Consider the following 14281-nt stretch of genomic DNA (forward strand, 5'->3'; position numbering starts at 1 on the left):
CGGGCCCCGCCGCATCGTCGGCGGGGCCCGGTTCGTGCTCAGGCTCAGGACTCGGCCAGTTCGCGCCGCAGGCTGGCGCGCAGAGTCCGCACCTCCGGTGCGTCCAGTTCGCCACACCGGTCGAGCGCCCGCTGGCGCAGCAGGCGGGCGTCGGCGGCCCGTCCCGGAGCCGAGCCGGCCAACGCCGCGAGCGCGGACAGGGTCTGCGCCTCCCACCACGGGCAGCACAGCGCGGAGTACAGGGCCAACGCCGCCCGCAGCGCCTCGGCCGCCGCGTCGACCTCAGCCAACGCCTGGAGCGCGAGCCCGTACCGGTGGATGGCGTTGGCCTCGCTGAACGTCGCACCGCACCGGTGGAACACCCGCCGGGCGCGGGCGTACTCGTCGGCGGCGGCCCGCCACCGGCCCATCCCGGCCAGGTCCGCCCCGAGACTCATCATCGTCCCGGCCCGGGCCACCGCCGCGCCGGTACGGCTGAGACCGCTACTGCCACGGGCGTAGAACGCCAGCACGTCGCGGTGCAGGTCGGCCGCCTCGGCGAACCGGCCGAGCGCGGCCAGCGCTCCGCCCTGCACGCCCGCCGCGCTGTGCTCGCCGAGGGCGTACCCGATCTCGCGGAAGAGGCCCACGGCCCGGCGGCAGTGGTCGACGGCCGCCACGCCGCGGCCGATCCGAATGAAGATCGCGGCGGTGTACGTCAGCGCCCACGCCTCCTCCCGGCGGTCCCCGATCCGCCGGGCCAACTCCAGCGCCCGGTCCAGGGCGGCCAGCCCGTCGGTGTTGCGGTCCCGGCAGAAGTACCGGGCCCAGCCCAGGAAGTTCAGCAGGACGGCCTCGTCGCGAGGGCTGCCGGCGGCCCGGGCCGCGGCCACCCCCAGCGAGAAGATCTCGTCCCAGGAGTGCCGGTGACTGTTGCCGTCGGAGTACCAGTGCAACGCCCTGGTGACCGCTACCACGTCGGCGTGCCGACCGCGCCGGGCCGCGTCGCGCAGCGCCGCCAGCCAGTTGCCGGACTCCCGATCCAACCAGTACGCCGCCGCCCGATCGTCGTCGAACGGGGAGTCGACCCGGGAGGCGAGCGGTTCGAACATCGAGCCGGCCTGCCGGGTACGCCGCAGCAGCCAGCCGACCATCTGCTCGTGCGCCCCCGTCCGGCAGGACTGTTGTTCCTCGGCGTCGAGGCGTTCCTGGGCGTAGAGCCGGACCAGGTCGTGGAACTGGTACCGGTCGCCCAGGGTCAGGAGGACACCGGCCTCGACCAACTCCTCCAGGGCCGCCGCCGCGGTCTCCTCGTCGATGCCGGCCACGGCTGCGACCAGCGCGGGTTCGAAGTCGGCGCCGGGGATCAGCGAGGCCCGCCGGAACACTCGCGCGGCCGTCGGCTCCAGTTGCCGGTAGGAGACCTCGAACGCGGAGCGGACGCCCAGGTCGCCGGCGGTCAGCACGGTCAGCCGCCGACGCTGGTCGCGCAGCAGGTCCACCAACCAACCGACCGACCACTGCGGTCGGCTGGCGAGGCGGTTGCCGGCGATCCGGACGGCCAGCGGCAGCCGGCCGCAGAGTGTGACGATGTGGTCGGCCGCGGCCGGTTCGGCGGCGATCCGGTCGACACCGATGATCGCCGCGAGCAGCAGTCGACCGTCTGCCGGGGCGAGCAGGTCGAGCGGCAGGCGGACCGCACCCGCAAGACCCGTCAGCGGACGCCGGCAGGTGACCAGCGTGAGGCACCCCCGCCCGGCCGGCAGCAGTGGGCGTACCTGTGCCTCACTCGCGGCGTTGTCCAGGACCACCAGCAGCGGCCGGTCCCGGGTGAGGGTGCGGAACAGACCACCGCGCTCGGCCGGCGACACCGGCACCCGGTTGTCCGGCACGCCGAGCGACCGCAGCAGCCCGGCCAGCGCCTCGGCCGGGTCGACCGGGCCGTCCGGCGAGGCGCCCTGTAGGTCGACGAAGAGCTGCCCGCCGGCGAAGGCCGGGCTGAGCCGATGGCCAGCGGCGACGGCGAGGCTGGTCTTGCCGATCCCCGGCGGCCCGTGCAGCACCACCACCGAGGCGGTGTCCGGCCGCCCCGCGGTGACGTCGGCGGCCAGCGCCGAGAGCCGCTCCAGGATCTCCGCCCGGCCGGCCAGGTCCGGAACGGCGGCGGGCAGTTCCCCGGGTACGACCACTACGGCACTGTCGTTCGGCCTCCGCACCCGATCGTGCGGCACCGCGACGCGGTCGCCCGGCACCTCCGCGCGGTCGCCCGGCGCCGCGACGCGGTCGCCCGGCACCGCCGCGCGGTCGTGCGGCTGTCGCTCGACCCGGGCCAGGGCGACGAAACGGTCCCGGTCCGCCCCGGCCAGCCGCAGGGCATCGGCGAGCAGCGCCACCGTCCGTCGTTGCGGGCTGCGCACCCGACCGTGCTCCATCTCCCGGATGCCGCGGACACTGGAACCGGCCGCCTCGGCAAGCTCCTCCTGGGTCAGCCGCCGCTCCAAGCGGAGGGTCCTGAGGAAGGCTCCGAACTGGTCACGTCGCACCTGACTCTTGGGCATGCTCCCCCAACCACCCAACGTCCTCAGTTACGTAACGTGCTCCGATGCTCGCATGTGCGTGACCGGTTTCGGGCCACTGTGGACCGAGTGTGAGTATCGCCATGGCGGATCCTCCACAGGTCACCGGCGGCCAGGGACGACCGAGAAGCCGTGTACGGCCTGGAGACGGCAGGGTCGTGGTTCGGCGGACTGCCGGCGAGCTCAGACAAATCACTCCCGCTCCGGTGGGCCGCGTCCGCGCCACCGACGAGCAGACCGGCGGCGTTCCCCTGGTACGCGTCGCGCGGCCGGCGTGGCCGAGGGTGGCCGAGGGTGGCCGAGGGTGGCCGAGGGTGGCCGAGGTCGGCTGCCGTGGCCGAGGGTGGGCAGTCTGGTGCCCGGCCCGATCGAGCCGAACACGAACCGGGGCCGCTGTGGGGTGCTGACCGCGTCGACCGCCTCCCGAACGATGCGTCCGCTCGCCTCGGACAGCTCCCGGATACGCTGCGGGATGTCCTACTCGGCGAGGTTGGCACCGAGCGTGTTGGTCTCCACGCAGTCCGCGTCGGCGGCCAGGTACGCGTCGTGCACCCCACGCGCCACGTCCGGTCGGCCAGCACACCCCTCACCGAAGTCCGCATCCGTTCAGGTTGGCGCGGCACCCCCTCCGCCCAGCGGCCCCTCGGCACCCGACCCACATCGTGTCAGCGGGAGCACCATGTCCGGTTCATTCGTGTATGACCGGGCCTCGGAGTGCCCGACCGGCGCGGCCCACAGGCCGTACCCTCGCCTGGCACGTAGGCTGACGGACGTGAAGGACAACAGGGACGCCGCCGTGCCCCACGGTATGACGACCGGGCGCCATCCCGGCGCCCGCCGCGACGAGCAGGGTGAGGTGACGGCGTGACCGAGTTCGACGGACTGCCGGTGCTGCGGTCCCCGGTGGCCATCGCCGCGTTCGAGGGCTGGAATGACGCCGCCGACGCGTCCACCGCCGCGGTCGAGCACCTCGAGCAGGTCTGGAACGCCCGGCAGATCGCCGAGTTGGACCCGGAGGACTTCTACGACTTCCAGGTCAGCCGGCCCACCATCACCATGGCCGACGGGGAGACCCGCCGGGTGGAATGGCCGACGACCCGGTTCATGGTGGCCAGCCCGGAGGGCACCGAGCGCGATGTGGTGCTGATCCGCGGCATCGAGCCGAGCATGCGCTGGCGGACGTTCTGCGAGCAGGTGCTGGAGATCTGCCACAGTCTCGAGGTGGAACGGGTGGTGCTGCTCGGCGCGTTGCTGGCCGATGTTCCCTACACCCGGCCGCTCCCGATCAGCGGCAGCGCCTCCGACGCGCAGGCCGCCGAGCGCTACCAGCTCACCCCCACCCGCTACGACGGGCCGACCGGGATCGTCGGCGTGCTGCACGACGCCTGCTCCCGCGCCGAGGTCGACGCCGTCTCGTTCTGGGTGCACGTGCCGCACTACGCCAACAACCCGCCCTGCCCGAAGGCCACCCTCGCCCTGCTGCACCGGGTCGAGGAGGTCGTCGACCTGCCGGTGCCGATGGCCGACCTGGCCGAGGAGTCCGCCGAGTGGGAGCAGCGGGTGCGCAGCGCCGCCGAGCAGGACGCCGAGCTGGGCGAATACGTCCGCGAGCTGGAGGAACGAGTCGGCGACGAGGGCATCACCCCGCTGACCGGTGACGAGATCGCCCAGGAGTTCGAGAAGTACCTGCGGCGCCGGGGCGGTTCAGCCGGCCCCACCGCCGGCTCCTGGTAGCCCAGCCTTCCCGCGGGCCCTCGGACCTTTCCTGGTTCGAGGGCCCGTTTTCGCGTGTCCGGGGTGGCGCCGCCACACCCTCTAGGGCATCCTAGGAACCTAGATGTGATCAAGGAGGTGGGTGTGCAGATCAACCCCGGGGCCGCCGAGTTCCCGCACCGACAGATCGCCGCGCAGCTCAAGGCCCAGGTCCGCCGCGGCGACTGGGGGCCCGGCGAGCGGCTGCCGTCCATCCCGGCCATCGCCGAGATGTTCGGCGTCGCCAAGCAGACAGTGCAACGCGCCGTCGACCAGCTGCGGGTCGAGGGCATCCTGATCACCAAACCCGGCTCCGGTACGTTCGTCCGGGGCACCCGCCGGCGACTCAACCGCCTCTCCCGAGGCCGGTACGGCGGCTTCCGCGGCTACCACACCGACCTCGCCGCCCGGTACCGTCAGCAACTCGTCTCGGTCGGTCGGGCCCCCGCCCCCGCCGAGGTCGCCGACGCGTTCGGGGTGCCCGACGGCACCGACCTGCTCTGCCGCCGACACCTCGTCCGCACCGACGACTCTCCCGTGGAGGTCGGCGCCTCCTGGTTCCTGCCCCGCGACACGACGGGCACCTCACTGGAGCGCGCCGAGGCGTTCGGCCGACCCCTCTACCAGGAGGCCGAGGAGGCCACCGGCCGACGGTACGTCTCGGCCACCGACACGATCAGCGCCCGCCAGCCCAGCCGGGAGGAGGCCGAGACGCTCCAGATCCGGCCGGACACCCCGGTGCTGCACCTGCTGCACGTCGCCTACGACGCGCACCGCAAGCCGATCGAGGTGGCTCAGGCCACCTGGCCCGGCCCCATGACCACCCTCACCGAGGAATACAAGATCCCCGGCCCCACTCCCGACCCGGAGTCCGACCCCGGCCTGGTCCTAGGCTGACCCACCCCATCCCGCGCCGCGCCACCCCATCCCGCGCCACCCCGCATCGCGCCACCCCGCACCGCGCCACCCCGCGCCGCGCCACCCCACCTCGCGCCGCGCGGTGATCGACTCGGCTTTCTGAAAACCGGGGCGTCGCACCGGACTGGACCCCGGGACTTCCTGAAAGTCGAGTCGATCACCTCTCGGGGGCACGGCATGCGACATAGCTGAGCGCGCCGACCTCGTTGCATCTATACACTCGGTATATATACTGCGGGTGTATCGATGGCCGGGCGGAGGTTCCGGTGTCGAGCAACCCCAGGAGGAGGATCCATGCCAACCGTGCGGTCTGTCGGTGGACGAGGAATGACGCGCCGTGGCCTTGTCGGGGCCGCGCTGGCGGCCGGGGTCAGCGTGCCGCTGGGCCTTGCCGGCGCTGCCGGCCGCGCCGTGGCGGCCACTGCTGCATCGGGACCGGTTCGGCTCACCCTGCCCCCGGCGACCGGGCCGCACCGGGCGGGCACTGCTGCTACGGGACCGGTCCGGCTCACCCTGCCCCCGCCGACCGGGCCGCACCGGGTGGGCACTGTGGCCTTGCACCTGGTCGACAGGTCACGGCCGGATCCGCTGGCCGGGCCGGGGCGACACCGGGAACTGATGGTCAACGTCTGGTACCCGGCCCGGGACGTGCAGCGCCACCCCCGCGCCCCGTGGATGACCGCCGCGTCGATGGGCATGCTGCTGGACTCCGCCGGGCTCGACCCCGACGCCGTGCTGTCGCCGCTGACGGCTGGGCGCGAGGGCGCTCCGGTGCGGCACGCGGGCCAGCGGCTGCCGGTGGTCGTCTACTCGCACGGTGCCGGCAGCCACCGCTCGGACACCACCATCGTGGTGCAGGAGCTCGCCAGCCACGGGTACGTGGTGGTCACAGTGGACCACACCTACGACGGGTTCGGCGAGTTCCCCGACGGCCGAGTCACGGTTGCCGACGAGAACTACGACGCCACCCCGTGGACCTACAGCCAGGACGCCCGGTTCGTCCTCGACCAGATCGCCGAACTCGCCGCCGGGCGCAACCCCGACGTCGACCACGCGCCGCTGCCGGCGGGGCTGGGCGCCACCCTCGACCTGAGCCGGATCGGCATGTTCGGTTGGTCGAAGGGCGGCACCGCGACGGCCCTGACCATGGGCACCGACCGGCGGGTCCGGGCAGGGCTGAGCATCGACGGCCCGATGGTGTCGCAGCCACTGCCCACCACCGACCTGTACCGGCCGTTCATGCTGATGACGGCGGAGTTCACCCGGGCCACGGAGCCCGCCGTCGCCGAGTTCTTCACGCACCTGCGCGGGTGGCGACTCAACGTCCACGCCACGGGGGCGATCCACTCGTCGTACGGCGACAACCAGTGGCTGATGCCGCAACTGGCACGGGTCGTCGGGATGAGCGACGAGGAACTGGCCGGCTGGATCGGCACGCTGGACCCCTCCCGCGCGGTCCGCATCGGGCAGGCGTACCCGCTGGCGTTCTTCGACAGGCACCTGCGGCACCGGGGCGGCCATCTGCTGGGCGGCCCGAGCCGGTCCTTCCCCGAGGTGACGTTCGTGCCGTGACGAGACGTGTGATCGACTCGGCTTTCAGGAAATCGGCGGGTCGCATCGTGCGGAACACCGCGACTTCCTGAAAACCGAGTCGATCGCCCCCGGGGGGCGGCACCAATGCGCCGGGTCGGGGTGGGCCGGGGCGGGGTGTCAGAGACGGACGCCCAGGAGGGCGTCCACGGTGTCCGCGAAGAGGGCCGGGGCGTCCGTGTCGTCGGCGGCGCCGGCGAGGGTCGCGTCGGCCCAGCGATCGGCCGCCGCCAGGGCACCGGGGGTGTCCAGGTCGTCGGCGAGACGTGCGCGTACCTCGGCCAGCAGCTCAACCCCGGACGGCCCGGCGGGCGCGGCGGCGGCCTGCCGCCAACGGGCCAGGCGTTCCTGCGCGGTGGTGAGCACCTCGTCGGTCCAGGTGCGGTCGCTGCGGTAGTGCCCGGAGATCAGCGCCAGCCGGATCGCCATCGGGTCGACCTTGTCGGCGCGCAGCCGGGACACGAAGACCAGGTTGCCGCGGGACTTGGACATCTTCTCGCCGTTGAGGCCGATCATCCCGGCGTGCACGTAGTGCTCGGCGAACGGCGTCTGGCCGGTGAGCCGCTCGGCGTGCGCGGCGGAGGCCTCGTGGTGCGGGAACAGCAGGTCGTTGCCGCCGCCCTGCACGTCGATCCGGTCGCCGAGGAGGTTCAGCGCGATCACCGCGCACTCGATGTGCCAACCCGGGCGACCCGCGCCCAACTCCCCGCCCGGCCAGGACGGCTCGCCCTCGCGGGCGCCGCGCCACAGCAGCGGGTCCAGGGGGTCACGCTTGCCGGCCCGGTCCGGGTCGCCGCCGCGTTCGGGGAAGATCTCCAGCATCTGCTCGCGGGTCAGGTTCGACTCGTAGCCGAACCGGCCCGTGGCGGAGATGTCGAAGTAGACGTCGCCGGTGCCGTCGTCGAGTCGGTACGCGGCACCGTCCTTGACCAGCACCTCGACCTTGTCGGCGATGTCCGGGATCGACTCGACAGCGCCCACGTAGTGCTGCGGCGGGATGATCCGCAGCGCCTCCATGTCCTCCCGGAACAGCGCGGTCTCGCGCATCGCCAGGACCACCCAGTCCTCGCCGTCGCGGGCGGCCCGCTCCAGCAGCGGGTCGTCGATGTCCGTGACGTTCTGCACGTAGCGCACCGGACGGCCGGCGTCGCGCCACATCCGCTGCACCAGGTCGAACGTGATCATGGTGGCGGCGTGACCGAGGTGCGTGGCGTCGTACGGGGTGATGCCGCAGACGTACATGTTTCCCGCGTCGGCCGGCTCACTCGGGTGGACACCCTGCCGCGCCGAGTCGTACAACGCCAGCGGCTCGCCCCTGCCCGGCAGCCGTGGCACCTCGTGTCCCGCCCAAGACTCCATGGGATCAGCCTAGCCAGCCCGCCCACGACGCCGGAGCGTCCCACGGGTGATCAAGATGACAGCGGGTCACATGGGTGGCCAGGGCACCGCGGGCCAGTCCTCCGGTGGCTGCGGAAAGCGGCAGGTCTCCCGCAACCTGTCGATCCGGGACGCCAACTCGGCCACCTCCCTGATCGTCAGGTGGTCGGCCAGCTCCTCGCCGAGCGACCCGGCGACCTGCCCGGCGAGCCCGTCGAGCATCTCCACGGCGTCCGGCGGCAACTGTTTGCCGGCCCAACCCCACAGCACCGTACGCAGCTTGTCCTCCACGTGGAAACTCACCCCGTGGTCGACCCCGTAGATCCGGTCGTCGGCACCGACAAGCACGTGACCGCCCTTGCGGTCGGCGTTGTTGATCACCGCGTCGAGCACCGCGAGACGGGCCAGCCGCGGGTCGTCGGAGTGGGCGAGAGCGTACGCGGTGCCGTCGTCGTCGCGGGCCGCGGCGATCGGGAACCAGCGCGGCGGCAGCTCGTCGGCCGGCACGAAACCGACGAGCGGCTCGGCGTCCTCCGGCTCGTCGATCCACAGCTGGCAGGAGCCGGGGCCGAACGGGCCGTCCCGCAGCACCGTGGGCGGCACCAGGCCCCAGCCGGTGGCCCGGGAGACCAGGTACGCGGAGACCTCCCGGCCGGCGAGGGTGCCGTCGGGAAAGTCCCAGAGCGGACGCTCACCGCGGACCGGTTTGTAGACGCAGCGGGCGGTGGCCCCGTCCAGGGTCAGGACGCCGCGCAGCGTCGTGTTCGACGCGTCGACAAGCCGACCCTCCAGGTCGAGGGTGCCGTCACGCAGCAACCGCAGCGCGGCGTCGCCGTCCTGGCGAGGCTGGAGGCCGGACGAGGTCACCGGTGATAACCGTTGTGCCGCGGGCAGAGGTGCCCGGCGGGGTCCAACGGTTGGCCGCAGAGCGGGCACGGAGGCCGACCCGCGTTGACCACTCGCCGGGCCCGCTCGATGAACTGGCGGGTCGCCTGCGGGGTGAGCCGGACCCGGAGCCGGTCGAGGTCCTCGTCCGGCTCGTCGTCCTCGACATCGTCGTCGTCGGCGTCCTCGTCGTCCTCGTCGCCCAACTCGACCTCGGGCTCCACCTCGCCCGCGGCGATCGCCTCGATCACCACTGTCGCGGTGTCCACGTCGAAGGCCAACCCGAGGGTCCCGACCCGGAACTCCTCGTCGACGGGCGTGTCCAGTGGCTCGTTGTCGCCGATCACCGGCGCCAGCTCGGGCAGCTCCACCCCGAAGCGACGTTGCGCCTCGGTGAGCAGCTCCTCCAGCTTCTCGGCGAGCAGGGACACCTGAACCTTCTCCAGCGCGACGCTGACCAGCCTGCCGCCGCCGCGGGCCTGCAGGAAGAACGCGCGCTCCCCCGGCGGCCCGACAGTCCCGGCGACGAACCGCTCCGGCGGTTCGAAGGCGTGCACCTGGTGGGTCATACCCACGACCCTATCCGGCCCGCCAGGGCACCGCGCACCCCACCGACCCGTTTCGCCCCGGGGGCGGCACGCCCGGCGTACCAGCGGCGATGACCGGGCGTGGCGGCCCACCCGCCGGCCTCGGTCGGCCTCGGCCGACGATCAGGCGGGGGTGTCGCGGCGTGGCGGCGGCCCGGCGGCGTCGTCACGAGGACGCACCGGCGCCACCGCCGACCGCGGCGTCCGAGTCGGCCGCGCGGGGAGCCCGCCGACGCCGCTTGCGCGGCGGCGGCACCAGCGCGGACAGGTCGCCGCCGGTGTCGTTGAGCCGGACCAGGAACGGCCGCAGCGGTGTGAACCGGATCGCGGTCACCGACGCCGGGTCGGCCACGATCCGCTGAAAAAGATCCAGGTGTACGCCGAGCGCGTCCGCCACGATGGCCTTGATCACATCGCCGTGGCTGCACGCCAGCCACACCGCCTCGGGACCGTGTTCGGCGCTCACCCGGGCGTCCCACGAGCGCACCGCCGCGACCGCCCGCGCGGCCATCTCCGCCATCGCCTCCCCACCGGGGAACACCGCGGCGCTGGGGCGCTGCTGGACCACCGGCCAGAGCGGCTCCTTCGCGAGCTTCTTCAGCGGCTGCCCCTCCCAGCTGCCGTAGTCACACTCGATCAGCCCGTCCTCGACGACCGGGGTGGCCTGCGGAAGCGCCAACTCCAGGGTCTGCCGGCAGCGGATCAGCGGACTGGTCACCACTGCGGCCAGCGGCACCGCCCGCAACCGTTCACCCGCGGCGACGGCCTGGGCGCGCCCGGTGTCGTCCAGCTCGACCGGTTGCCGGCCGGCCAGACCGCCGTCGGCGTTCGCCGTGGTCCGGCCGTGTCGCAGAAGCAGAAGGGTCGCCACGGGACCACCCTATGACCTACGTCCCGCCCGGGACGGTCGCGGGCTCCGAGCCACGCGCCGGTGGGGTCGGCGCGTCGGGGTCGGCGCGTCGGGGTCGGCGCGCGCCGGGGTGCCCGCCGGTCATGATCGACTCGGTTTTCAGGAAGTCGGGTTGTCCGGCCGTACTGGACAGCGCGATTTCAAGAAAGTCGAGTGGATCACGGCCGGCGGGCGGGAGGCGGCGGGCGGCTTACGGGGATGACGACCGCGACCCCCGGTCCCGCTCGAAGGCAGGGCCGGGGACCGTCGACGGGTCGGTCAGGTGGCGTCGATCGAACCGGTCAGCAGCAGCGCCAGGACCAGCGTGCCCAGCGCGACCCGGTACAGCACGAAGACGTACAGGGTGTGGTGGGCGACATAGCGCAACAGCCAGGCGATGGCCGCGTACCCGATGCCGAAGGCGATGAGGGTGGCCACGATCGTCTGGGCCACACTGGGCACGGACGTGCCCGGGGCGGACGGCTCGAAGACGTCCCCGAGGCTGAACACGCCGGACATCACCACCGCCGGGATGGCCAGCAGGAACGAGTACCGTGCCGCCGCCTCCCGGGTGAGGTTGAGCAGCAGGCCGGCGGTGAGCGTGCCACCGGAGCGGGACACCCCGGGGACCAGCGCCATGGCCTGGGCGAAGCCCATCACGATGCCGTCCTTCATCCGGAAGTTCTCCAGGGTGCGGGTCTGCCGCCCCCAGTACTCCGCGAAGGCCAGCACGAAGGCGAACACGATCAGGGTGGTCGCCACGACCCACAGGTTGCGCCCGGCGGTCTTGATCTGGTCCTTGAACACGAAACCGAACAACCCGATCGGAATCGAGCCGACGATCACGTACCAGCCCATCCGGTAGTCGAGGCTGGAACGCACCGACGTGTCCCGGATGCCCACCAACCAGGTCCGGGTGATCCGCCAGATGTCCTTGGCGAAGTAGATCAGCACGGCCGCCTCGGTGCCGAGCTGGGTGACCGCGGTGAACGACGCGCCGGCGTCCCGGTCGAAGAAGATCGCCGAGGTGATCCGCAGATGCCCCGACGAGCTGACCGGAAGGAACTCCGTCAGTCCCTGGACGATGCCCAGGACGATGGCCTCAACCCAGGTCACTCGCCGACTCCCGAAAGCTCAAGTGCCTCCGCGACGGTACGCAGGGTCTGCACACCGCTGTCCCGGTCGGCCACGAACAGGGATACCGACAGCGTGGTGACACCCGCGGCAGCGTACTCCCGCATCCGCTCGGCGACGCGTTCCTTCGGGCCGAGCAGTGAGGTGCGGTCGATGAACTCCATGGGTACGGCCGCGGCGGCGTCACGCTGCCGCTTGGCCAGGTACAGGTCCTGCACGTCGCGGGCGGCGTCGCCGTAACCCATCCGGGTGGCGAGCTGGTTGTAGAAGTTCTGCTCGCGGCTGCCCATGCCGCCCACGTACAGCGCCGCGTACCAGCGGACCAGCTCGGCGCAGGAGGCCACGTCGTCACCGATCACCACGGGCACCGCGGGCACCACGTCGAACCCGGCCAGCTCCTTGCCGACCCTGGCCCGGCCGGCGCGCACCGAGGCGAGCTGCTCCTCGGCGAACTCCGGGGCGTAGAACACCGCCAGCCAGCCGTCGGCGATCTCACCGGCCAGCTCCAGGTTCTTCGGGCCGACCGCGGCCAGGTAGATCGGTATGTGCTCGCGGGGTGGATGGAAGCCCAACCGCAGGGCCTTGCCGGGGCCGTCCGGCAGCGGCAGCGTGTAGTGCTGCCCGTCGTAGGCCACCTCCTTGCGGGCGATGGCCAGCTTGACGATGTCGACGAACTCGCGGGTCCGGGCGAGGGGCTTGGCGAAGCGCACGCCGTGCCAGCCCTCGGAGACCTGCGGACCGGAGACACCCAGGCCGAGCCGGAACCGGCCACCGGAAAGCGCGTCGATGGTGGCGGCGGTCATGGCGGTGGCCGCCGGCGTACGGGCGGGGATCTGCATCACCGCCGCGCCGACGTCGATCCGTTCGGTCTGGCCGGCCATCCAGGCGAGCATGCTGGGCGAGTCGGAACCGTACGCCTCCGCCGCCCACACCACCGAATAACCCAGCCGGTCCGCCTCCTGAGCCAGGGCCAGATGGTCGGCCGGTGTGCTCCATGCTGTCTGGTATCCAAGACTGAGCCCGAGTCGCACTGGTCCTCCCCCATCCGTGGCACAGGTCGCACCAGGTTACGCAATGCCGAAAACGGACTCGATCACCGGCTCGCCACGAATGCTCCCCCCTCCATCGGGGCAGCCCAGAGCGGCGGAACCGGCAGAACCGGCGAAGATACGGGAGCGAGGATATCGGTGGCGGCAGGTTCGAAATAAGGTTCACCCATGCAACAGCGACCGCTCGGCCGAAGCGGGCTGGCGGTTTCCCGGCTCGCGCTCGGCACCATGACCTGGGGCCGGGACACCGACGCCGACGACGCGGCCGCCCAGCTGAAGAGTTACCTCGACGCCGGGGGCAACCTGATCGACACCGCCGACGTGTACGGCGACGGCGACGCCGAGTCGGTGATCGGCTCGTTGCTGGGCACCCTCGTGCCCCGCGACGAGCTGCTGATCGCCACGAAGGCGGGGTTGCGCCCGGGCAGCGGCCGACGCCGCGACGGCTCCCGGGGGCACCTGCTGCGGACGTTGGACGCGTCGCTGCGCCGGCTCGGCACCGACCACGTCGACCTGTTCCAGGTACACGGGTACGACCCGGACACCCCGCTCGAGGAAACCCTGGCCGCACTGGACCACGCGGTGGCCAGCGGCAAGGTCCGCTACGTCGGGGTGTCGAACTTCTCCGGCTGGCAGACCGCACGGGCCGCCGCCTGGCAGACCGCCTGGCCGGGCCGCGCGCCGGTGGTCGCCTCCCAGGTGGAGTACTCGCTGCTGGAGCGGGGCGTCGAGCGGGAGGTGCTGCCCGCGTGCGACGCGCTCGGCCTCGGCCTGCTGCCCTGGTCACCGTTGGGTCGCGGCGTGCTCACCGGCAAGTACCGGCACGGCCGTCCGGCGGATTCCCGAGCCGCGTCGCCGCACTTCGAGCGGTTCGTCTCGACATACCTGGAGCCGCGCTGTTCCAGCATCGTCGAGGCGGTGGCGACGGCGGCCGGTGGCCTGGGGGTGTCGCCGCTGGAGGTGGCGTTGGCCTGGATCCGGGACCGGCCGGGGGTGACCGCACCGATCCTCGGCGCACGGACGGTCGGGCAGTTGCTCGGCGCGCTCACCGTGGAACGGATCACCCTGCCCGAGGAGATCACCACCGCGCTGGACGACGTCTCGGCGGTGCCGCTGGGCTACCCCGAACGCGACGGCTGACCGGCACGGCGCCGGCGCACGGCGGCAGACGCGCCCCGATCCGCGCCCCGATCCCCTGCACCCCACCCCACCCCACCCTCCGCGCCCCGCCGACCCGCCCCCGGCGCCCGCCCTGCCCCCGCCCCGCCCCGAGATCCGCGCAACTACACCGATGTTGCTGCCTCCCGGCGGGCGGGAGGCAGCAACATCCCCGATGTTGCGCGGATCATCCTCGCCCCGGTCGCGGCGCCGGCAAGATCGTGCTCGATCCTGGATGCAGGGGCATCCCACGGCGACGTGGCCACTACTTCCTGGACAACGCCGTTGCGTTAGGTGGAACGGCTGTTCGTCAACCAGCACTGCCTCGCCGATCATGGAGTTGTGGTGGGTAACAGAACGCCCGTAAAACCCCCAAAGTCGGCACCA

Annotated in this window: 11 protein-coding genes and 1 pseudogene; 4 read left to right on the top strand and 8 right to left on the bottom strand. The window is 72.6% G+C overall.

Annotated features, from left to right (window positions below; translation table 11 throughout):
* Positions 1-44: 44 nt before the first annotated feature.
* On the bottom strand, positions 45-2537 hold the full coding sequence (locus tag AB0A95_RS28645) for a helix-turn-helix domain-containing protein (protein ID WP_357558846.1): 2493 nt from the start codon (positions 2535-2537) through the stop codon (positions 45-47).
* A gap of 230 nt (positions 2538-2767) precedes the next feature.
* Positions 2768-3128, bottom strand: a pseudogene (locus AB0A95_RS28650) (homocysteine S-methyltransferase family protein); the annotation flags it as partial.
* A 291-nt stretch (positions 3129-3419) separates the two neighbouring features.
* On the opposite strand from AB0A95_RS28650, the gene AB0A95_RS28655 reads away from it, so the two are divergent.
* The 3 genes from AB0A95_RS28655 (at position 3420) to AB0A95_RS28665 (ending at position 6797) form a co-directional block, all read left to right on the top strand.
* Positions 3420-4289 (top strand): PAC2 family protein, encoded by an 870-nt coding sequence (locus AB0A95_RS28655; RefSeq protein ID WP_357558847.1) that lies wholly within the window; start codon positions 3420-3422, stop codon positions 4287-4289.
* Between the two features lie 123 nt (positions 4290-4412).
* Positions 4413-5204, top strand: coding sequence for a GntR family transcriptional regulator (locus tag AB0A95_RS28660; RefSeq protein WP_357558861.1), 792 nt, complete (start codon positions 4413-4415; stop codon positions 5202-5204).
* A gap of 348 nt (positions 5205-5552) precedes the next feature.
* Positions 5553-6797, top strand: a complete 1245-nt coding sequence (locus tag AB0A95_RS28665; protein WP_357558848.1) for an acetylhydrolase — start codon at positions 5553-5555, stop codon at positions 6795-6797.
* Between the two features lie 138 nt (positions 6798-6935).
* On the opposite strand, the gene mshC is transcribed toward AB0A95_RS28665, so the two are convergent.
* From mshC to AB0A95_RS28695, 6 genes are all read right to left on the bottom strand, one after another.
* A complete protein-coding gene (gene mshC, locus AB0A95_RS28670; protein WP_357558849.1) occupies positions 6936-8174 on the bottom strand; it encodes a cysteine--1-D-myo-inosityl 2-amino-2-deoxy-alpha-D-glucopyranoside ligase in 1239 nt (412 codons plus the stop codon).
* 66 nt (positions 8175-8240) lie between these two features.
* Complete coding sequence (locus AB0A95_RS28675) at positions 8241-9059, bottom strand: SCO1664 family protein (protein ID WP_357558850.1); 819 nt, start codon at positions 9057-9059, stop codon at positions 8241-8243.
* Entirely contained in the window at positions 9056-9646 is a 591-nt protein-coding gene (locus AB0A95_RS28680; protein ID WP_357558851.1) for a DUF3090 domain-containing protein, read from the bottom strand. The genes AB0A95_RS28675 and AB0A95_RS28680 overlap by 4 nt, the downstream gene beginning before the upstream one ends.
* 184 nt (positions 9647-9830) lie before the next feature.
* Positions 9831-10535 (bottom strand): MSMEG_4193 family putative phosphomutase, encoded by a 705-nt coding sequence (locus AB0A95_RS28685; RefSeq protein ID WP_357558852.1) that lies wholly within the window; start codon positions 10533-10535, stop codon positions 9831-9833.
* Between the two features lie 297 nt (positions 10536-10832).
* A complete protein-coding gene (locus AB0A95_RS28690; protein WP_357558853.1) occupies positions 10833-11669 on the bottom strand; it encodes an undecaprenyl-diphosphate phosphatase in 837 nt (278 codons plus the stop codon).
* Positions 11666-12718, bottom strand: coding sequence for an LLM class F420-dependent oxidoreductase (locus tag AB0A95_RS28695; RefSeq protein ID WP_357558854.1), 1053 nt, complete (start codon positions 12716-12718; stop codon positions 11666-11668). The genes AB0A95_RS28690 and AB0A95_RS28695 overlap by 4 nt, the downstream gene beginning before the upstream one ends.
* 186 nt (positions 12719-12904) lie before the next feature.
* Here AB0A95_RS28695 and AB0A95_RS28700 point away from each other — a divergent pair, with 186 nt between their 5' ends.
* A complete protein-coding gene (locus AB0A95_RS28700; RefSeq protein ID WP_357558855.1) occupies positions 12905-13876 on the top strand; it encodes an aldo/keto reductase in 972 nt (323 codons plus the stop codon).
* Positions 13877-14281: the final 405 nt, after the last annotated feature.

Source organism: Micromonospora sp. NPDC049230, assembly GCF_040647875.1.
In the GTDB taxonomy this organism is placed as follows: domain Bacteria; phylum Actinomycetota; class Actinomycetes; order Mycobacteriales; family Micromonosporaceae; genus Micromonospora.

Excerpts from the sequence above, each read along its gene's own strand:
- AB0A95_RS28645 (WP_357558846.1), bottom strand. The coding sequence starts at position 2,537 with ATGCCCAAGAGTCAGGTGCGACGTGACCAGTTCGGAGCCTTCCTCAGG.
- AB0A95_RS28665 (WP_357558848.1), top strand. The coding sequence starts at position 5,553 with ATGACGCGCCGTGGCCTTGTCGGGGCCGCGCTGGCGGCCGGGGTCAGC.
- mshC (WP_357558849.1), bottom strand. The coding sequence starts at position 8,174 with ATGGAGTCTTGGGCGGGACACGAGGTGCCACGGCTGCCGGGCAGGGGC.
- AB0A95_RS28680 (WP_357558851.1), bottom strand. The coding sequence starts at position 9,646 with ATGACCCACCAGGTGCACGCCTTCGAACCGCCGGAGCGGTTCGTCGCC.
- AB0A95_RS28700 (WP_357558855.1), top strand. The coding sequence starts at position 12,905 with ATGCAACAGCGACCGCTCGGCCGAAGCGGGCTGGCGGTTTCCCGGCTC.